The organism is Arsukibacterium tuosuense, assembly GCF_900215315.1.
GTDB lineage: Bacteria > Pseudomonadota > Gammaproteobacteria > Enterobacterales > Alteromonadaceae > Alishewanella > Alishewanella tuosuense.
Genome location: NZ_OBEB01000001.1, coordinates 525,196 through 543,074 on the forward strand (window position 1 = coordinate 525,196; position 17,879 = coordinate 543,074).

Sequence of the window (17,879 nt, forward strand, 5' to 3'; positions counted from 1 at the left end):
GCTTGTCATCCTGTTACACCTTGCCAGTCCAGTACCACCATAAATAGCGCAATAGGCCGAGTTGACGACCAATCCGACTGGGCTGCAATACCAAACGGTATGCCCATTCCAGATTCAGTTTACACCACAGTGCCGGCGCGCGTTTCACATTGCCGGTATAAACATCGTACGTCCCCCCTACTCCCATATAAAAACAATCAGGGTGAGCCTGCCGCAGCCGTTGAATTAATAACTCCTGCCTGGGCGAGCCCATGGCCACGCTGACAATTCGCGGCTTAGTGTGTTTAAGTTGGTCAATTAACGCAGCTTCGTCACTGAAATAACCGTCTACTGCCCCCGCCAGCCTGGTTCCTGCTGCAATGAGCTTGTCGCGGGTTTGCGCCAGCACCTCTGGTTTAGCACCGATAATAAATACCGGCACCTGATAATGCGCCGCCCGCAGCATCAGCTCCTGCCACAACTCACACCCCGGGATCCGCTCGACATGGCGGCCTAAACGACGGCGCATTGCCTTAACCACACCAATACCATCAGCATAACGAATATCGGCAGCTTCAATAACCTCGCGCAGCTGTGGGTTACGGCTGGCGCTCAGTACTTTTTCAGGATTAATGGCAACAGCAGAACCGGCAAAAACCGGACCTTCAGCCGGTACAATATACCCCAGCAGCGCAGCCATGTTGTTAAACGCCGCTACGTTTATTACACCAATTTTTACCTGCTCGGGCATGTCGGTTTGCGTTGCATCTGGCATAAATCACATTTCCTGATAAAGATTAATTAATTTAGCGGCAACGTCGCTGACTAAACATTGCTCAGCCCAGGCTCTGGCTGCCAGCTGCATCTGCTGATAACGAGCGGGAGACAGTTGCCACACCTTGCTTAAAGCGCTCTGCAACTCAGCAATAAGTTGTTGTTCATTCAGCGGTGTTTGTTCGCTGTTTTGTGCCACCAGAAAACCATTTTCATCACTTCGTAGCTGCGCCGCTGCACCATCGGTAAAGGTGGCAACAACCGGGGTATAGCAGGCCATCGCTTCGGCCATCACCAGACCAAACGACTCATTGCGTGACAAGCTGATAAAACACCGGGCCTGCTGATATAAACCAGCCAGTTCATTGGCAGTTTGTGGGCCAAGGATCCTGACATCAGGGTATGGCGTTACCGCCTGATTTAACTGCTTGAGCATAGGGCCCATGCCGGCGATAACCACTTTTTTACCCTTCAGATAAGGTAATAACGCGATCAAGCGATCAATGCCCTTGTTATGGTCCAGACTGCCAACATACAGTAAGTCTATCGTTTTACTGCTGAAATCAAGCTGTTCTGAGCTTGCAAAGCTATCGGCAATCCCGGCCGACAGTACTGTACTTTGCCGGCAATCCAGGCTAAAGCGGTTTTGCAGGGCACGACTGGTAAAAATCCAGTGCTGTACCTTGGTGGCACACCAGCGATACCAGAACCCGGGTGGCTGATACTTGTAAATATCGCTGCCATGACACGTGACTACAATTTTAGCTGCCGGGTTGCGCAGCGCCTTATACAGCAGTGCCAGCCAGATGGTTGGGTAAAAAAAATGTACATGCAAAATCATGTATTTATGCCGGGTAAACAGGAAGCGCCAGACAAAGTCGGCAAAAAATACCGGATATTTTAATAGCCGGTTCAGCCTTGAGTCAGTATGCCAACGCATAAAATGGTAACCAGGCTGAAGACTTGCCAGCGCATCAACTTGCTGGCGGACAAACAGGCCCTGAAACGGGGCAGCCGGTTTCGGGCCCATATTGGTGATAATTAATACGCTGGGTTTGCTATTCAAGGTTTTGCTGTCCAAAAGCCAGTACTCCTGACTACAATAAGCGCAATGGCTATTAAAAACACTTAGTTTATAGCTAATTAGCTGCAACTAATCAGTTAAGTTAGTAGCAAGTCTGATTATAAACCGATAACAGCTGACGTCAGGCTGAATAACCCGGAACATATGGAACAAGCATGCCACTACCTGAATCAATTTATACTGTAATGCTGGCAATAGTCGCCAGCTTACTGGCTATCCTGATTTTACGGCCATTGGCGCCGAAATTTGGCTTACTGGACATGCCAAAGGGCCGCAAACAACATACAGGTGCTGTGCCATTGATCGGTGGCCTGGCAATTTACCTGACATTATTACTGGTATTGGCGAATTATATATCTACGGACACTATGCTTGGCTACTATCTGGCTTGTGCCGCGGTGATTGTTATACTTGGCGCCTTTGATGATGCCATGGATTTAAGTGTGAAATTACGACTGGTTGTCCAGCTCATTATAGGGCTGGCAATGATTTACAGCCTCGATTTACACATCAGTAATCTGGGTAATATCTTTGGATTTGGTACAGTAGAACTCGGTATTTTTGGCATTCCTTTTACCTTAATAGCGGTCATTGCCGCCATCAATGCTTTTAATATGACTGATGGTATTGATGGCCTTGCCGGCTTACTCAGTATGGTGAGCTTTGGCAGTATCGCGCTCTTTATGTTGTTATGGGGCCAGGCAGAACAGGCCTTATTACCACTGGTATTTATTGCAGCACTGTTGCCTTATCTGGCCTTTAATCTGGGTTGGCTGAAAGATAAAAAAATCTTTATGGGTGATGCTGGCAGCATGCTGATTGGACTGTCGGTGATCTGGTTGCTCCTGATCAGTACCCAAAGTGAAACAGCCAGTTTCCGGCCGGTTACCGCACTATGGTTAATCGCCATTCCATTAATGGATATGGTGGCTATCATGTTGCGGCGAATTTTAAAAGGCCAGTCCCCTTTTCAGGCCGACCGCGAACATCTGCATCATATTTCGCTGCGGCTTGGGCTTAACTCCCGCGAATCACTTATTTTAATTACTGCTCTGGCCTGGATTTTTGCCTGTATTGGTATCATTGGTGAATATTTGCTTGTGCCCGAAGTGGCTATGCTGCTGCTGTTTTTGCTGATATTTGCGCTTTATATTGGCCTGTTGCAGAATATCTGGCGAATTATTTCTGCCATTCGTCACAACTATGCCAACCGGCGCTAACGTGATTTTCAAAACGCCATCCTTAGTGAGCACATTATGCTAAAAAAAATCCTGCTCGCCAGGGCAACCGCCATGCTCGGAGACCGGCTGGTTAAGCTGCTGGCGGCCGCAGTATTAACAATTTTTGTAGCCCGGGTATTGGGCGCCAGTGAGCTGGGTATTTATTCTATCGTGATGGCCTGGAGCGCATTTTTAGTGCCGCTAACCAGTATGGGTTTGAACAACAATGTGATCCGGCGCATGGTACAACAGCAAAATGGCCAGCAGGCAATGACCTTGCTGTACAGCGCGGTTACCCTGCGACTGGCGCTGGGTTTAATGGGTGGCAGCCTGATGCTGCTGGGATTTTATCTGCTGTACCCTGACATGTTCAGTGGCAATACTGCGATTGCCATTCCGGTACTGTTTTTACTGCAAAGTTTTTTTGGCTTGCTGCTGTTTGAATTCTACTTAAATTATCAGGGAACGTTCCGCAGCACGGCCTACCTGAAAACCACTATTACTTTGTGCAGCTTTGGCGCCAAACTGGCGTTACTGTACAGTGGTTTTGGCATTGCCAGTTTATTACTGATAACCGGCATCGAATTTATGCTGGTCGGTATCGCACAATATCTGCTGTACCGCTATAAGCAGCAACCGTTTACGCCCGGTGACGCCCGCTGGCCGCCCTATCATCCCCGCTGGTTTGATGCTGCTCAGATTTCACCTCTGCTAAAGCGCGCCAGTTGGCTTTGGTTGTCCGGCATTGTCGCGGTGGTTTATCTTAAAATTGACATTGTGATGCTCGGAGCGATGGCCGGCACCGAGCAGGCAGGTATTTATGCCGCTGCCAGCAGGCTGTCAGAGCTTTGGTATGTATTTCCGGCAACCCTCGCCACCCGCTACTACCCGGATATGCTTAAAGCTTATCAACAGGGCTTAACGCCCTACTACTTAAAATTGCGCCGCTTTGCGCTGCTTTTTTTCAGCGCAGCGTTCAGCATCGCCTTATTGATGACAGTTGCAGCGCCCTGGTTAATCAGCTTATTGTTTGGTGACGATTTCAGCGCCGCTATTGACGTGCTGCGTATTCATATCTGGGCGGGTTGTTTTATTTTTGTCCGCTATTTAATCAGTCAGCACCTGGTTATTACCGAGCAAGAGCAATTGTCGCTGCTTAGCCATGGTATCGGTGCGCTGTTAAATATCGGCCTGAATTTCTGGCTTATCCCCTCCATGGGTATCGTTGGTGCTGCCTGGGCAACCCTGGTTTCTTATGCCTTCGCTTCCTTTTTCTTTTTATTCATCTTCGCCAGTACCCGCGCACAGCTTTGGCAACTTATAACAGTGCGCAAGACTGGCCATCACTGAAAGGGTTTTATATGAGCAAGCCACTACTGGTTGAAATTAAAGGTGTCCAATTCCGGAATAAAGGCGCCTATCTGATGTTACTGGCCTGCCTGGATGGCTTAAAAAGTCTGCCAGACTATCAGTTGGTGTTATCACCCGGGCCGAATTTACCGTATCCGGAGCGGGCCCGGCTTGGCGCCTGGCAAAAACTGGCGTTCCGGCGTAAAGGCATTGATTTAACCGGCCTGATTGGCAAATTACCCGGTGTTATTCAACGGCTGTTTAAGCGTTACGGTATGGTCACTGAGCGCGATGTCGACATTGTGTTAGAAGCCAGTGGTTTTGCCTATGGCGACCAGTGGCCGCTGCAGTTTCTGCAAAATACAGCCAAAGAAGTAAAACGCTTTAATGCCGCCGGTAAGCCCTTTATCTTTATGCCGCAAGCATTTGGTCCTTTTGCCAGCGAACAAAGCAAAACCGCTATGCGGGATATTATTCAGCATGCCAGACTGATTTTCGTGCGGGACCCGGTGTCCCTCAGTCATTTGCAGAGCTGTATCAGCCCATTGCCAGCCAGTGTTGTACTGACGCCGGACTTTACCGTCGGTTTAACCCCTCAGGCAAACCATGAAGTTCCGGCTATTGCCAAACCCTACGCAGCCCTGATTCCAAACTCTAAAGTCGTGTCTAAGTATAACCATGCTGACGCAGAAGCAATGCGGGCTGGTTACGTTGGCGCATTCGCTGCGGCAGCAGACAAACTTACGGTGCTGGGTTATCAGGTGATACTGGTCAATCATGAAGGACGGGAGGACGCAGAGCTTTGCGCTGAAATTGCCAAATTATCGCCCTGTGGTTTAGTCCAAATAGAGGACCCGCTTGCGTTGAAGGCGTTTATCGGTGGTGCTGAACTGGTCATCAGCTCACGCTTTCATGGTGCGGTAAATGCGTTAAGCCAGGGCGTGCCTTGTATCGCCACCAGTTGGAGTCATAAATATCATGCCATGATGAGTGACTTCGCCATGGCAGATTTCTGCATAGAACAGCTTACGGCGAACAGCCTGTGCCTGAATATTGATTTATTGCTGGCCAGCAAAGACGAGATTCTACCTCAACTGGCAGAGCGCGCTGCGCAGTTAAAACAGCGCAACAACAAAATGTGGCAATTATTGCAGCAGCACTTAACCCCGGCAGCAAACGTCAACACGCTCTAGTCAACAGAGCGGCCAAAGTGGACAGCAATGCTAAGGGTATTGTCCACTTTTTCAGGGCCGCCACACATCTCGTCATAGGCGGACTGATGCACCAGAAATGCCTGGCGTACCACACATTCGGTCAACGCCTGTTTAACTTCCTCAACACTGTGAAATTGTTGTGGCCGGTTATTGTCATCCACGATAAAGCCCTTGCGGCTGTCAAATACCACTTCAACCAGATAAACGCCCATTTCAAAAGAATGGATAGTAATTTCATCGATCCGCACTTCCTGCCGGTTCAAATGGGCTACGCGATGGTAATGCATGGCAATGCTCCGTTATTTGTTGTTATTAATACTCGATACGCTTCAACCATTTCTGTTACGTAGCAGAACAAATAACAGATTAATTTCTGCCGGCTTTAGCTGGGATCAGCAGCCCGGAATCGCGACGTCTTTGTTACATTCATTGCTTTGCCTGCACATTAAAATAACGCTACTATCAGCAATATTGTTCGCCTTTAGCGATAACTCTTCGCCGCTGAGTAGTGCCATGGATGCCAGTTTTTTTCGATGTAAGCAGGTTCTTGTTGTTGAAGACAGTGCTGCCGTGCGCGCGTCGGTAAAAGGCATGCTGCAACAAATGGGTTTTGAGGCCATTCACTTAAGCCGCGACGCGAATGATGCGCTGACCCGCTGTCATGATATCCCTTACGATTTTATTCTTTGTGACTTTAATCTGGGAGAGGGTAAGGATGGTTATCAGTTATTTGAAACACTGAAGCAGCAAGCGCTAATGCCCCCCCTGTGCTGTTTTATTATTATCAGCGCCGAAAGCCAGCGTCAGTTGGTGCATGGTGTTATTGAATTACAACCTGACGATTACATTTTAAAACCTTTCACCTTTCCTATTTTAAATGAGCGTATTATCCGGGCTGTAAAACAAAAAATCGCCCTGAGAAAGGTGTATTTAAGCCTGTTTGAAAATAACGACAAAGAAGCAATTAAAGAATGCGACAGCGTGGTCAGCAATAAACCCGAGTTTGCGTTTCAGGCTTTGCGGATCAAAGGCGAATTGTTGCTAAAAACAGGTCAGTATCAGCAAGCCGAGCGTTTTTATAAAAGTGTATTAACAGACAAAGCACTGCCCTGGGCCCGGCTTGGCGCAGCCATCGCAGCATTTTATCTGGAACGCTGGGATGATACCGAGTTACAACTGGCTGATTTAACCCAGTACGACATTACCAAGGTTGAAGCACTCGACTGGCTGTCACATCTGATGGTCAAATATGGTCGCTACGAAGCGGCCCAGCAAACCTTGTATCAGGCGGTTTTACTATCACCACAAAATATTAAACGGCAACGTACACTCAGCAACCTTAACGTGATTATTGGCGATAAAGAAGCAGCAGCCCGCATCAATGGCAAGCTGGTCGCTGCCGCCCGGTACTCTGTTGAGGAGTCTGCTGAAAATTATCTGAACCACGCCCGCAGTTTGATAGATGTCGCTTACAGCAAAAACCCGCTGGAGCGCACCGTTATTCTGCAAAATGCCAGTCAGTTACTCGACAGCGTCGGTAAACGGTTTGCTGACACGGGCTGGCAAAAAGCCATTAATGTGGTGCGCAGTCGTATCCTGGCGGCAAAAGGCCAGTTAATAGAGGCCCGCCAGCCGTTGCTTGATAATGGTGTTGCCGACAAAGCAGAAGTCATGACCATCGACAGTTGTATGGATGCTGCTAAAGCGTATTTTGAGCTGGGAGATATTCACAGCAGTCAGTTTTATATCGATAAACTGGCCAGTTATCTGGTCAACGATGATTATCTGACTGAAACCCAGAAAATTATGCTGAAGATGGAAAAAATCAGGCATGAGGAATTAAAAGCAACCATTAAACAGATTAGCGCTGAAGCAGCCGATGCCTACGAAAATGGTTTTTTTATTCAGGCCGTCAGCTTGTTTTGTGAAACCTTTGATCATATGCCAACAAATACCATCATCGCCCTGAATATTCTGCAAACGGCCAGTAAATGTGACAAGCTGCCGGTCAAATATCTGCGTTACTGCAAGCAAGCGATTAAGTTGCTCAAAGCTTGTGTGCTTGAGAAGTCGAGCAAGGTTAAATTCCAGCACTATGTTGCGATACTCTGTGAGCATTATCCGCAGCTTGTGGTTCGAACCCCGCGGCCAAAAGCGAATAGTTAATCAGCAGTTTGTTGTTACTGTCAGACAGTAACAAAACCCGGCATTGCTGCCGGGTTTTTTACTTACAAGTTATAACCTGTCTACTGTCCAGGTTTCTTGTTCTGGCCAGGGCCGGTGCCGGGCTTTGCCTGGTCCGGTTTTTGTTGGTTTTTCTGATCTTTATCGGTACCACTTTGACGCTTTTCTTCGTCCATTGAAGGACGGCCACTTTGATCGTTTTGATTAGCCATGATAGGCCTCCTGATAGTGTAATAATAAAAAAGTTGCTCATTTTGAGCGGTGGAACACGGTTTCTGGTATTTCATTACCAGAGCATCATTACCTGGCGTAGTATGACTCGACGCTCGAATTCCAGCTGGCGTCAGCCATATTTGGCCAGTTATCTTTGTCGAAGCCGGGGGCGTTTTTGATTCGCTCGGCATCGGCATCCAGTAAAAAGCGTTTGTTTTCCGCATCCAGTTTTAACGCCTTCCACGGCACTGCAAACAGACGATCTCCCATTCCCAGAAAACCACCTGCAGAAAGCACGGCGTAACGGATCTTACCCTCGCCGGTATCAAGCATAATGTTCTGGATTTTGCCGAGTTTTTCGTCCTGTAAATTACAAACTTCATCACCGGTAATACTGTCGGCACTTAACAACATGACATGGGATGGCACGTTCCCGGCGGCATTCACGGTGCCGCTCGTCTGCATAGTTTCATTAATCATTTAAAGTCCCTCCTGCTAAAAGTTCCGTCCAGGCTCTGCGGCAAGAATCAACGGCCAAACCGTTTGACTCCTGCACAGGGTGAAACCTCAGATTAGCGGAGCAAATAGCCTTTCTCTGTACGCCAGCCAACATAACAGCAACAATTTATTTAACAGTCGATTAAAAAATTTGCTCAGAAGTCATAGCCGACCGTACGTTAGCGTACAGACACCGCCCCCCTGTCCAGCCACAATCTTCCAAAAGCCAGTAGTCCGGGCATTTGCTTGTCCGGACGCCCTATTGCAACGGAGTATTGATATGGCCACAAAAAAAATGCCAGACGGTAAAACAACTAAAAAACACACCTCGTTGTCGGACAAAACGTCAGACATTAGCGCTGAAAATGACGGCCTGCTGATGACAAATTACGTGGTCGCTAAGCAGGCTAAAGCAGCAGAAGATTTCGTCGCCGCTACACCGTATAACAACACTAAAGCGACCGAATATGGTCTTGAGAATGCTTCGACACCACCGGCAGGTGCGACCGCAACACCAGACTCTGCTGCGCTGACTGCCAGCAGCAGCACTGAACATAGCGGTAATGCAAAAACCGGCGACGCCGCGCCGCTGGGTAGCAATGCAACCACTAGCTCGCTGGAACGGGCCCGGGTCGATGACAGTGACCAGCCGTTAACCACTAACCAGGGCGTGCGGCTTAGCGACAATCAAAACACCCTTAAAGTAGGCTTACGCGGACCTTCATTACTGGAAGACTTTATTCTGCGTGAGAAAATTACCCATTTTGATCATGAGCGGATCCCTGAGCGGGTCGTCCATGCCCGTGGCTCAGCCGCGCATGGTTATTTTGAAGCTTATGATGAATTCACAAAATATACCTGTGCCGCCCCGTTTAGCGAAAAAGGCAAAGTGACTCCGGTGTTTGTTCGTTTCTCGACTGTCGCGGGTGAACGCGGTTCAAAAGACACCGCCCGGGATGCCAGGGGGTTTGCGGTAAAATTTTATACTGACGAGGGTAACTGGGACCTGGTCGGCAATAACATCCCGGTGTTCTTTATTCAGGACGCAATGAAGTTTCCCGATTTAGTTCATGCTGTTAAGCCCGAACCTCATCATGGCATGCCACAAGCAGCGTCAGCACATGACACCTTCTGGGACTTTGTCTCATTAATGCCTGAATCAACCCATATGTTAATGTGGATCATGTCAGACCGGGGCATTCCCCGCAGCTACCGGATGATGCAGGGCTTTGGTGTGCATACCTTCAGGCTGGTTAACGAACAGGGCGAATCCGTTTTCTGTAAATTCCACTGGAAGCCACTACTGGGTACCCATTCGCTGGTGTGGGATGAAGCAGTAAAAATATCTGGCGCCGATCCTGATTTTCACCGGCGTGATTTGTGGGAAGCCATTGAGTCGGGTCAATTTCCGGAATGGGAACTTGGACTGCAAATTTTCAGCGAGCAACAAGCTGACAGCTTCAGTTTTGATGTACTCGATGCCACCAAACTGATCCCTGAGGAACTGGTGCCACTGATCCCGGTCGGGCGGATGGTGCTGAACCGCAATCCTGACAATTTTTTTGCTGAGACCGAGCAGGTTGCCTTTTGCACTGCGCATATTATTCCGGGCATCGACTTCTCTAACGACCCGCTACTCGCCGGGCGCATTCATTCCTACGTTGATACCCAGATCACCCGTCTGGGCGGCCCTAACTTTCATGAAATACCCATTAACAGCCCGCTTGCCTCATTACACAACAACCAACGCGATGGCTTACACCGCCAGGCCATAAATCGCGGTCGGGTTGCGTATGAACCTAATTCGTTAGGCGGTGGCTGCCCGTTTCAGGCCGGCGCCAGTAACACTGCAGCAAGGGGGTTTAGCTCGTTCCCCGAGACCGTCAGTGCTGACAAAGTACGAGGCAAGCCAGAAAAGTTTGCTGAGCACTATGCTCAGGCCAGGTTGTTTTTTAATAGCCAGACCGAGGTTGAGCAAACCCATATTATCGCGGCTTTTCGTTTTGAACTGAGTAAAGTCGAGGTTGCTGCTATTCGTGAGCGGATGTTGTCGTCGTTACTGAATGTGTCTGAAGAGCTGGCTGCTAAAGTTGCTGCCGGTCTCGGCATGACTTTACCCAAAGCCATGCCTAAAGCGTTCGCCGATCCGCCGGAGCCAGAAGTCATAGTGTCGTTGCCACTGTCACTGACCGCCCACCCTGGCGATGCCGGCATCAGCAGCCGGCAAATAGCGGTATTGATTGAAGATGATGCAGACCATGCCTCACTGGTTGCTTTGCACAGTGCGCTGACCAAAGCCGATGCGGTAGTACATTTTGTCGGGCCACGCGTCGGCGTGTTCAGCGCCACCAACGGTAAAAAAATAGCGGCGAATAAATCGATGGAAAACTCTCCCTCGGTGCTGTTCGATGCGCTGGTGCTGACTGATGGCCGCAAGGCCGTGCAGGCCCTGTCTGACAACCCCGATACCATGGCATTTATAAAAGACGCGTTCCGCCACGGTAAAACTATCCTGGCCCTAGGTGCCGCGAAGCAATTGCTGGATATGGCCGGCATTAAAGCCAATAAGGATGATGACAAGGGTGTGCTGCTAACAGACTGCACAAATGCTGCCGGTATTGCGCCAGCCTTTATCAACGCTATCGCGGCTCATCGCCACTTACCACGCATGGGGTGATCAGCAGCGTGCGCAGAAAATGCCCGTGATGATATGCTTTAGTTAAGTCAGGGGAGCAGCGAGTCTTAACCTCAGAAACGAGAAAGGCAGAGGCTTTCGCCCCTGCCTTTCAGGTTATGCAGGATTAAAAGTATGTCCTGAATTTAATCCCTTCTTTCAAAGTTTGGCGCAGCTTTTAATTCATCACGGTTAACATCAATGCGTAATTCCTGCTCGCCTGCTTTGCCAGAGCGTTTTACATGGTCCCATCCCAGCGCAACTTCTTTCTCACCCATGCCAAGGAAGCCACCAACACTGACAATAACTGCTTTAATCTGGCCGTTGCTGTCAACAATCAGATCAACCACCTCACCAATATCTTCATCATTGTTGGTCTGCACCTCTGCGCCAAGCAGACGGCTGGCGTGCATTGCGTTCGCCGGTACAGTAGTCATGTAGTCCTGATTTTTCATGCGCGAGTTATCCGGCATATTGTTACGGTCAGTATCTCTGTACATGTCCTTTTTCTCAGTTTTGTCAGCCTGATCTGTCCGCGGGGTACTCTGGTCGCTTTTTGCGACGCGGACGCTGGCGTCCTGCGCCAAAACAGAGCCTGCACCCAAGGTTATTGCAGGCGTAACCAGGGCATAAAAAATAATAGACGTTAACTTTTTCATGTGAATCTCCGTCGAATAGACTAAGGCTGTCGGCCAGGATGTCCGATATAACCGTTTCATTACAGCATCTGTCCGGCATCATTACCGGAAAGGGTCTGAATCGCCATCTGAGCTGGAATTCAGGATGAACGCCTAAAGTACAACCGGAGAGAGTTAACGTCGGTGCGCTGACGCACTTAGCTTGATTAGTTAACCCGAAACCGCAGAAAAGACCAGATCAGGCAACCGACCCGGCAAGAAAAAATGCAACATAGCCGCACGGCGGCTATGTCAGGTAATCTGAAATATTATAGAGAGGCTAAAAAGCGTTCGCGCCGTGGCAGGTAGTAGTTATCATAATCCAGAGAGAACAACACCTTGCCGGCACGGCCGACAATCTCGTGCCGCGGCACAAAACCAATTACCCGCGAGTCGGCACTGTTATCGCGATTATCACCCAGTACCAGATAATGCCCTGCGGGTACCTGCACCGGCGCAAAGTTAGCCAAACCACTCGATACCGGGGCTAATTTAACGGCATGAGCAACACCGCCCAGTTGCTCGGTTAACAGCACCTCATTACCCGGCTCTGATTCCGCTGCTGCAGCGGCCGGATCCGACTCAATATAACCCACCCGCTTGCCATTAATACTCAGCACATTATGCTGCATGGCGACCACATCGCCCGGCATGCCAACAACTCTTTTAACCAGACGGTTATCGGCCGCTTCTGAAGCGAATATCACAATATCGCCGCGCTTCGGGTCGGCCAGCTTCAGCATTGATACGGTGCTAAATGGCAGGCGCAAATCATAAGCCATTTTATTCACTAAAATCCGATCACCAATTTCAATGGTCGGCTGCATTGAACCGGATGGCACATCGTTCCAGTCAGCAACTGCACTTCTGAATACAAACATTAAACTGATAAACACAATAAGGCCGCGGTTATCCCGCCACAGCTGTTTAAGTTTTTTCATAACTTCCCTTGTTTATTACGTAACGCCCAGTATGACCAACAGCCCGTCACCAAGTTCAGACCTGTTCACATAAGGCTTTTAGTTTTTGTAGTGCTACAGGCCAGCGGCTTGACATAAACTCATCATACGACGGGTCAATTTCCTGCTCAATTTTCAGTTCGGTCCCCTCTGGCACCGTTTTAAAATAGTAATTTTCAAAGGCCGGCGCCCAGCTGCTAACCTGCTCACTGCTAAAGTCATCTTTGCCGGCAACTACAAAACCCAGATGTTTAATCGACACAAATTTAAGTGGTTCCAGCTCAGCAATCGTCGCCACCATGCCATCGCCAGACGGCGATAAAAACCGGATGGGTTCCCCCTGTTGCCACTTGCCCTCATAGTATGAGCCTTCGCAAAAGGCCGCCGTCCAGATCCGAAAACCGGTATCATCAAACATCCGCTGCCACACCAACTCTATTGGCGCGTTAATCACAATACTGAAGTTTATTTGTTTAACTTTACGCATTGTTCACCTTCGTTCTCTAGTTTGAAGCCAGGCACAGGTTACCGGAATTATATCGACCGTACTGCATTACCGGTATATAGCCTGGTTACCTTAATGACGTTGTTTAATGACATGTTTCGGAGCAGAGCCAAAGGCATTTTTAAACACCCGGCTAAAGTGACTGGGGTCATTAAAACCTAACTGATAACACACCTGGCTGATCCGCTCGCCGGTTTGTAATAATCGGTAGGCTTTTTGTAAGCGCAGTTGCTGCTGCCAAACTGCAGGTGTTACTCCAAACGCAAGTTTAAACTGCTGATAAAATTTGCTGCGGCTCATGCAGGCTATTTTGCACAAGGTGTTTATTTCTATCGTGTCGCTTAAGTGCTGTTCAATATAAATAAGTACATTGCCAAGCGGAGTTGTTGTTTGCTGCTGACAATTTGCCAGCATGACATCGCGGCTTTGCTGCTGTAATAACCGGGTTATCAGTTCATTTAATGATAAATCGATCAGGTAATCACGATGCTGTTCGTTTTCACTAAAAAGCGTGATCATTCGCTCCAGCAATTGCTGGGTCTGAATATTATGCTGGCTGTGAACTAACTTTGGCACGTACTGAAAAAAATCATCATGACTAATTTCTTGCTGAAAATTAAGGGCATCAACAACGTTACGGATCTTATCGGTACTAATTTCAATCGCCAGGCAGGTAGTGGGTTTAGTGAGTGAAGCATCAGGAAAGTCTATAAGCACCTTCTGCCGAGGTGCCAGTACAAAAGACTGGTTGGGTAAAAAGGCACTGTGGTAATGACTGTCGGCTACATGCATAATTTTTTTGCCACTAATCATGCCGCAAAAAAGTAACTCACTGGAATGCAACGCCACTTTTTGCGCATCCTGATAAGTATCATAAATACTCAGCTCTGCATGTTCTCCCGCAAAACTTACTTTATTTTCAATAAGTACATTAAGGCGTTGCCGTTTTCTGGTGAGTACAGATGTATTCATAGTATCGCTTAGTGCCTCTGCTTGCCGCTTTCTGGATCTGCTGCTGGACTGATAATCAAAAAGTCTGGACTGGAAATCAAGCCTGCGTTAGCCCGCTCAGCTAAGGTTGTGTGATGGCGGTTAAATAAACAATAACTCACCGCTGATTTTAGTCAACAATTTGGACAGAGGACATATCATGATTTATGCAAATCCAGGTACGGCAGACGCACTTGTTAACTTTAAAGCGGAATATGGCAATTACATTGGCGGTGAATGGGTAGCGCCGGTTAACGGTAAATACTTTGACAATATTAGTCCGGTCAACGGTAAAGTATTTTGTAAAATTCCCCGCTCTGATAAAGAAGATATAGAGTTGGCAATCGATAAAGCCCACCAGGCAAAAGCCGCCTGGGGCACGACGTCAGTCACCGCACGAAGCAATATTTTACTGAAAATTGCCGATCGGATAGAACAAAACTTAGAAATGCTGGCTGTCGCAGAATCCTGGGATAACGGTAAGGCCATTCGCGAAACCCTGGCGGCAGATATTCCCCTGGCCGCCGATCATTTCCGTTATTTTGCCGGCTGTATCCGGGCTCAGGAAGGCAGTATTGGCGAGATAGATGAAACCACGGTGGCTTATCACTTTCATGAACCATTAGGAGTGGTCGGCCAGATCATTCCGTGGAATTTCCCTATCTTGATGGCAGCATGGAAACTGGCTCCCGCTCTGGCTGCAGGTAACTGCGTAATACTAAAACCCGCAGAACAAACACCGGCGTCTATTCTGGTGCTGATGGAGCTGATTGGCGATTTACTGCCGGCGGGCGTACTCAATGTGGTGAATGGCTTTGGCAGAGAAGCAGGCGAAGCGCTGGCGACCAGCAGCCGGATTGCCAAAATTGCCTTTACCGGTTCTACCCCGGTAGGCTCGCATATTCTTAAATGTGCTGCAGATAATATTATTCCGTCCACTGTAGAGCTGGGCGGTAAATCCCCGAATATCTTCTTTAACGATGTAATGGATAAAGATGATGCTTTCCTCAGCAAAGCTATTGAAGGTGCAGTGCTGGCTTATTTCAACCAGGGTGAAGTGTGTACCTGTCCGTCACGGTTGTTTATTCAGGAAGATATTTACGAGCAGTTTATCGAGCGAATTCTGGCGCGTACCTTACAGATAAAACGCGGTAATCCGCTGGATAGCGAAACGATGGTCGGTGCTCAGGCGTCACAGGCCCAGTTTGAGAAAATCTTAAGCTACATTGAAATTGGTAAAAAAGAAGGTGCCACGGTACTCACCGGTGGCAGCATTGAACAATTAGGCGATGAATTTAATGGCGGTTTTTACATTCAACCCACCATCCTGAAAGGCACCAACGACATGCGGGTCTTCCAGGAGGAAATTTTTGGCCCGGTCATTTCAATGTCGACGTTTAAAGATGAAGCAGAAGCCCTGGCGCTGGCCAACAGTTCCGAGTTTGGTTTAGGTGCCGGCGTCTGGACCCGCAACATGAACCGGGCTTATCATTTTGGCCGGAAAATTGAAGCAGGAAGAGTGTGGACCAACTGTTATCACATGTACCCGGCACACGCCGCCTTTGGTGGCTATAAAAAATCGGGTATCGGCCGCGAAACCCATAAGCTGGCGCTTAATCATTACCAGCAAACGAAAAACCTGCTGGTGAGTTACAGTGAAGATCCATTAGGGTTCTTTTAAGCCGTTAAACCACCTTTAACCACGATGCGGCGCTGCTATTGAGGTAGCGCCGCTTTTTTTGGGGTTGCAGGGTGGCTTAACAATTATGTCGGCCATGCCTCTCGCCGCGCAGCAGCGTATCGCCCAAACCTATTCTCATTATGAAGAATACACCTTACCCATTGCGCAAACCGTTGATGAACATATTAAGCCAGTAATGGAACGGATTGAGCTACATGGTTTACCAGCTGCGGCGGCTGCAATCAGCTTAGCAGGTGAGCAAAGCAGTGCTTTGCAAAAAGCATTAATAAAATATCAGGTTGCACTGGAAGATTTACATCAATCAAGTCAGGCCAAAAGCGCGGTTAGCGGCGCACGTGCCAGAGGCGCCCATAACCCGCTAGTTGCAGCCAAAGAAGCGGCAGTTCGTGCGGCGCATGCAGATTTGATTACACGCTTCCAGGCCCAGTTAAAGCGCTATGCTGCACTTAACAAAGCCAGCAACACCAAAACTTCACTCGCGAATGTCGATCGCAGCATTAATGTCGCCAAAAGTGGCCGCAATATGCACGGTAATTCAGCGGGTAGCCAGCGTACCGCCAATACCTTGCAGGTCAGCACCTCACAGCAAGTTGTCGCCCTGAATAACTACGCCCGATACAGCCGCATTCTGGGTAATGGCGCTATTGTCATCGACGCGGGTTTCAGGGTAAACAAAGTAAATAATGTATATGCCAGTGGTGGCGATGGAACCAGAGAAGCAATAGTTCAAAGCGCGGGACTGTCCGCATCAGTGATAACCGGTGTTGGTGTCGGCAAACTTGCTGTTAGTATTGGTATCAAGCTTGCGCTGGGGCCTGTTGGCTGGGTATGTTTAATTGGGGTTGGGTTATATGCTGGATATAATTTATCAAAGCATGCTGATGAATCAGCACAAAACTTTTTTGGTAAGCGATATGATCAAATTACGAGAACCAGATTGTGACAGAGAGCGAAATTGAGTTTTCATTGCTAAGTAATCTTTTCGGGTTAATGTTGGTTTCATCTGTTATTTCATGGCTGATTTTTGCAATGTTCAGCATGCGGCCTATAGAGCGCAAAATGAGGGCGGCTCAGAAAGATACAATAAGTAAGTGGGACGGCCCGGGCTGGCGGGTAATGTGGTACGCCTGGGCGATTTTTTTACCGATTTGCGGATTTAATAACTCCCGCGATCCACTTTTAAATCCGGTAGAAGTTAAGAAATACGCCAGCCGTAAAGACTGGTGGCTAGCGGCGTGGGTATTTCTATCTGTCTATCTGATGATTAGCACTGTTATTATTGACTTTATTTTCAGCTAGGAAGTTCTTAAAGCCTTAGTCCGCTATGAGCGTGAAGCGGAAATTCAGGTTAATTTTGTTTTGAGTAGAATAGCCACAACGGTTTAGTTACTGAGGTACAATTACGTCTGGCGCTATATGGTGTTCATACTGCCTTCAAAGAAACACGCCTCCCAAATATAAAGCTAAGCCAATTAAAAATAATACAAATCTTGGTAGTGAGTGTACCTCAACCAGCAATGCTTGGCCGATATACGGTCCATGCATTTTAACTCCAAACATAAACTGATATATCCAACGCAAACCGATACCACTGATAATTGCTGTTCCAAGCCACTGCTCAAGCCCTACTTTTCCGGTAAGAAAAAAACCCACACCAATAAAAATGGTAATACTCACAATCAAGAAAATTATAAGCTTCATAATGAATGTTTTTCCTTGCCATCGTCAGTTTTGGTTCTAGTCAGCCGCGTCTCTGGTCTTTGTACAATCTCAAAGACACCCGTCAATGTCTTTAGAATTGGATGAAGCTTAATCTATGAATTTAGATATTTGGTTTGATCATTCAACGTCTGGTT

Annotated in this window: 18 protein-coding genes; 8 read left to right on the top strand and 10 right to left on the bottom strand. The window is 48.2% G+C overall.

Annotated features, from left to right (window positions below; all coding sequences use genetic code 11):
• Window positions 1-13 precede the first annotated feature (13 nt).
• Together CRO03_RS02425 and CRO03_RS02430 are read right to left on the bottom strand one after the other, a co-directional pair.
• Complete coding sequence (locus CRO03_RS02425; RefSeq protein WP_097109966.1) at window positions 14-754, bottom strand: WecB/TagA/CpsF family glycosyltransferase; 741 nt, start codon at window positions 752-754, stop codon at window positions 14-16.
• A 3-nt stretch (window positions 755-757) separates the two neighbouring features.
• Entirely contained in the window at window positions 758-1,834 is a 1,077-nt protein-coding gene (locus tag CRO03_RS02430) for a glycosyltransferase family 4 protein (RefSeq protein WP_245861397.1), read from the bottom strand.
• 158 nt (window positions 1,835-1,992) lie between these two features.
• Between CRO03_RS02430 and wecA the strand changes: the two genes are divergently transcribed.
• Genes wecA through CRO03_RS02445 form a run of 3 tightly spaced genes read left to right on the top strand, consistent with a single transcriptional unit; the run spans window position 1,993 to window position 5,600 of the window.
• On the top strand, window positions 1,993-3,057 hold the full coding sequence (gene wecA / locus CRO03_RS02435; RefSeq protein ID WP_170948917.1) for a UDP-N-acetylglucosamine--undecaprenyl-phosphate N-acetylglucosaminephosphotransferase: 1,065 nt from the start codon (window positions 1,993-1,995) through the stop codon (window positions 3,055-3,057).
• A 36-nt stretch (window positions 3,058-3,093) separates the two neighbouring features.
• The gene (locus CRO03_RS02440; RefSeq protein ID WP_097109967.1) at window positions 3,094-4,407 is read left to right on the top strand and encodes a flippase; all 1,314 of its coding nucleotides are present in this window, start codon (window positions 3,094-3,096) and stop codon (window positions 4,405-4,407) included.
• Between the two features lie 11 nt (window positions 4,408-4,418).
• A complete protein-coding gene (locus CRO03_RS02445; RefSeq protein WP_097109968.1) occupies window positions 4,419-5,600 on the top strand; it encodes a polysaccharide pyruvyl transferase family protein in 1,182 nt (393 codons plus the stop codon).
• Here CRO03_RS02445 and CRO03_RS02450 read toward each other — a convergent pair.
• Window positions 5,597-5,908 carry a DUF6482 family protein gene (locus tag CRO03_RS02450; RefSeq protein ID WP_097109969.1) on the bottom strand — a complete coding sequence of 104 codons (312 nt, stop codon included), beginning with the start codon at window positions 5,906-5,908 and terminating at the stop codon, window positions 5,597-5,599. The two genes, CRO03_RS02445 and CRO03_RS02450, sit on opposite strands and share 4 nt — an antisense overlap.
• Here CRO03_RS02450 and CRO03_RS02455 point away from each other — a divergent pair.
• Window positions 5,907-7,787, top strand: a complete 1,881-nt coding sequence (locus CRO03_RS02455; RefSeq protein WP_245861399.1) for a tetratricopeptide repeat-containing response regulator — start codon at window positions 5,907-5,909, stop codon at window positions 7,785-7,787. The two genes, CRO03_RS02450 and CRO03_RS02455, sit on opposite strands and share 2 nt — an antisense overlap.
• Window positions 7,788-7,867: 80 nt before the next feature.
• On the opposite strand, the gene CRO03_RS18415 is transcribed toward CRO03_RS02455, so the two are convergent.
• Together CRO03_RS18415 and CRO03_RS02460 are read right to left on the bottom strand one after the other, a co-directional pair.
• Complete coding sequence (locus tag CRO03_RS18415; RefSeq protein ID WP_170948918.1) at window positions 7,868-8,017, bottom strand: hypothetical protein; 150 nt, start codon at window positions 8,015-8,017, stop codon at window positions 7,868-7,870.
• A gap of 88 nt (window positions 8,018-8,105) precedes the next feature.
• Window positions 8,106-8,483, bottom strand: a complete 378-nt coding sequence (locus CRO03_RS02460) for a PRC-barrel domain-containing protein (RefSeq protein WP_342745178.1) — start codon at window positions 8,481-8,483, stop codon at window positions 8,106-8,108.
• Between the two features lie 313 nt (window positions 8,484-8,796).
• Here CRO03_RS02460 and CRO03_RS02465 point away from each other — a divergent pair, with 313 nt between their 5' ends.
• Window positions 8,797-11,193 (top strand): catalase, encoded by a 2,397-nt coding sequence (locus CRO03_RS02465; RefSeq protein ID WP_245861402.1) that lies wholly within the window; start codon window positions 8,797-8,799, stop codon window positions 11,191-11,193.
• A gap of 143 nt (window positions 11,194-11,336) precedes the next feature.
• Here CRO03_RS02465 and CRO03_RS02470 read toward each other — a convergent pair whose 3' ends face one another.
• The 4 genes from CRO03_RS02470 to CRO03_RS02485 all read right to left on the bottom strand — a co-directional run bounded on the left by CRO03_RS02470 (window position 11,337) and on the right by CRO03_RS02485 (window position 14,303).
• Window positions 11,337-11,849, bottom strand: a complete 513-nt coding sequence (locus CRO03_RS02470) for a PRC-barrel domain-containing protein (RefSeq protein ID WP_097109971.1) — start codon at window positions 11,847-11,849, stop codon at window positions 11,337-11,339.
• A gap of 287 nt (window positions 11,850-12,136) precedes the next feature.
• The gene (gene lepB, locus CRO03_RS02475) at window positions 12,137-12,808 is read right to left on the bottom strand and encodes a signal peptidase I (RefSeq protein WP_097109972.1); all 672 of its coding nucleotides are present in this window, start codon (window positions 12,806-12,808) and stop codon (window positions 12,137-12,139) included.
• A 55-nt stretch (window positions 12,809-12,863) separates the two neighbouring features.
• Entirely contained in the window at window positions 12,864-13,313 is a 450-nt protein-coding gene (locus tag CRO03_RS02480) for an SRPBCC family protein (protein ID WP_097109973.1), read from the bottom strand.
• A gap of 90 nt (window positions 13,314-13,403) precedes the next feature.
• Window positions 13,404-14,303 (bottom strand): AraC family transcriptional regulator, encoded by a 900-nt coding sequence (locus CRO03_RS02485; RefSeq protein WP_097109974.1) that lies wholly within the window; start codon window positions 14,301-14,303, stop codon window positions 13,404-13,406.
• A gap of 178 nt (window positions 14,304-14,481) precedes the next feature.
• Between CRO03_RS02485 and exaC the strand changes: the two genes are divergently transcribed.
• The 3 genes from exaC (at window position 14,482) to CRO03_RS02500 (ending at window position 17,322) form a co-directional block, all read left to right on the top strand.
• The gene (gene exaC / locus CRO03_RS02490; protein ID WP_097109975.1) at window positions 14,482-16,002 is read left to right on the top strand and encodes an acetaldehyde dehydrogenase ExaC; all 1,521 of its coding nucleotides are present in this window, start codon (window positions 14,482-14,484) and stop codon (window positions 16,000-16,002) included.
• An 85-nt stretch (window positions 16,003-16,087) separates the two neighbouring features.
• Complete coding sequence (locus CRO03_RS02495; protein WP_097109976.1) at window positions 16,088-16,966, top strand: hypothetical protein; 879 nt, start codon at window positions 16,088-16,090, stop codon at window positions 16,964-16,966.
• Window positions 16,963-17,322, top strand: coding sequence for a hypothetical protein (locus tag CRO03_RS02500; RefSeq protein WP_097109977.1), 360 nt, complete (start codon window positions 16,963-16,965; stop codon window positions 17,320-17,322). The genes CRO03_RS02495 and CRO03_RS02500 overlap by 4 nt, the downstream gene beginning before the upstream one ends.
• A 135-nt stretch (window positions 17,323-17,457) precedes the next feature.
• Here CRO03_RS02500 and CRO03_RS02505 read toward each other — a convergent pair whose 3' ends face one another.
• On the bottom strand, window positions 17,458-17,724 hold the full coding sequence (locus CRO03_RS02505) for a hypothetical protein (RefSeq protein WP_097109978.1): 267 nt from the start codon (window positions 17,722-17,724) through the stop codon (window positions 17,458-17,460).
• Between the last annotated feature and the right edge of the window lie 155 nt (window positions 17,725-17,879).

Bases quoted from the DNA above. Each gene is read 5' to 3' on its own strand.
- CRO03_RS02425 (WP_097109966.1), bottom strand. From the start codon at position 754: ATGCCAGATGCAACGCAAACCGACATGCCCGAGCAGGTAAAAATTGGT.
- wecA (WP_170948917.1), top strand. From the start codon at position 1,993: ATGCCACTACCTGAATCAATTTATACTGTAATGCTGGCAATAGTCGCC.
- CRO03_RS02440 (WP_097109967.1), top strand. From the start codon at position 3,094: ATGCTAAAAAAAATCCTGCTCGCCAGGGCAACCGCCATGCTCGGAGAC.
- CRO03_RS02445 (WP_097109968.1), top strand. From the start codon at position 4,419: ATGAGCAAGCCACTACTGGTTGAAATTAAAGGTGTCCAATTCCGGAAT.
- CRO03_RS02455 (WP_245861399.1), top strand. From the start codon at position 5,907: ATGGCAATGCTCCGTTATTTGTTGTTATTAATACTCGATACGCTTCAA.
- CRO03_RS02450 (WP_097109969.1), bottom strand. From the start codon at position 5,908: ATGCATTACCATCGCGTAGCCCATTTGAACCGGCAGGAAGTGCGGATC.
- CRO03_RS18415 (WP_170948918.1), bottom strand. From the start codon at position 8,017: ATGGCTAATCAAAACGATCAAAGTGGCCGTCCTTCAATGGACGAAGAA.
- CRO03_RS02460 (WP_342745178.1), bottom strand. From the start codon at position 8,483: ATGCAGACGAGCGGCACCGTGAATGCCGCCGGGAACGTGCCATCCCAT.
- CRO03_RS02465 (WP_245861402.1), top strand. From the start codon at position 8,797: ATGGCCACAAAAAAAATGCCAGACGGTAAAACAACTAAAAAACACACC.
- CRO03_RS02470 (WP_097109971.1), bottom strand. From the start codon at position 11,849: ATGAAAAAGTTAACGTCTATTATTTTTTATGCCCTGGTTACGCCTGCA.
- lepB (WP_097109972.1), bottom strand. From the start codon at position 12,808: ATGAAAAAACTTAAACAGCTGTGGCGGGATAACCGCGGCCTTATTGTG.
- CRO03_RS02480 (WP_097109973.1), bottom strand. From the start codon at position 13,313: ATGCGTAAAGTTAAACAAATAAACTTCAGTATTGTGATTAACGCGCCA.
- CRO03_RS02485 (WP_097109974.1), bottom strand. From the start codon at position 14,303: ATGAATACATCTGTACTCACCAGAAAACGGCAACGCCTTAATGTACTT.
- exaC (WP_097109975.1), top strand. From the start codon at position 14,482: ATGATTTATGCAAATCCAGGTACGGCAGACGCACTTGTTAACTTTAAA.
- CRO03_RS02495 (WP_097109976.1), top strand. From the start codon at position 16,088: ATGTCGGCCATGCCTCTCGCCGCGCAGCAGCGTATCGCCCAAACCTAT.
- CRO03_RS02505 (WP_097109978.1), bottom strand. From the start codon at position 17,724: ATGAAGCTTATAATTTTCTTGATTGTGAGTATTACCATTTTTATTGGT.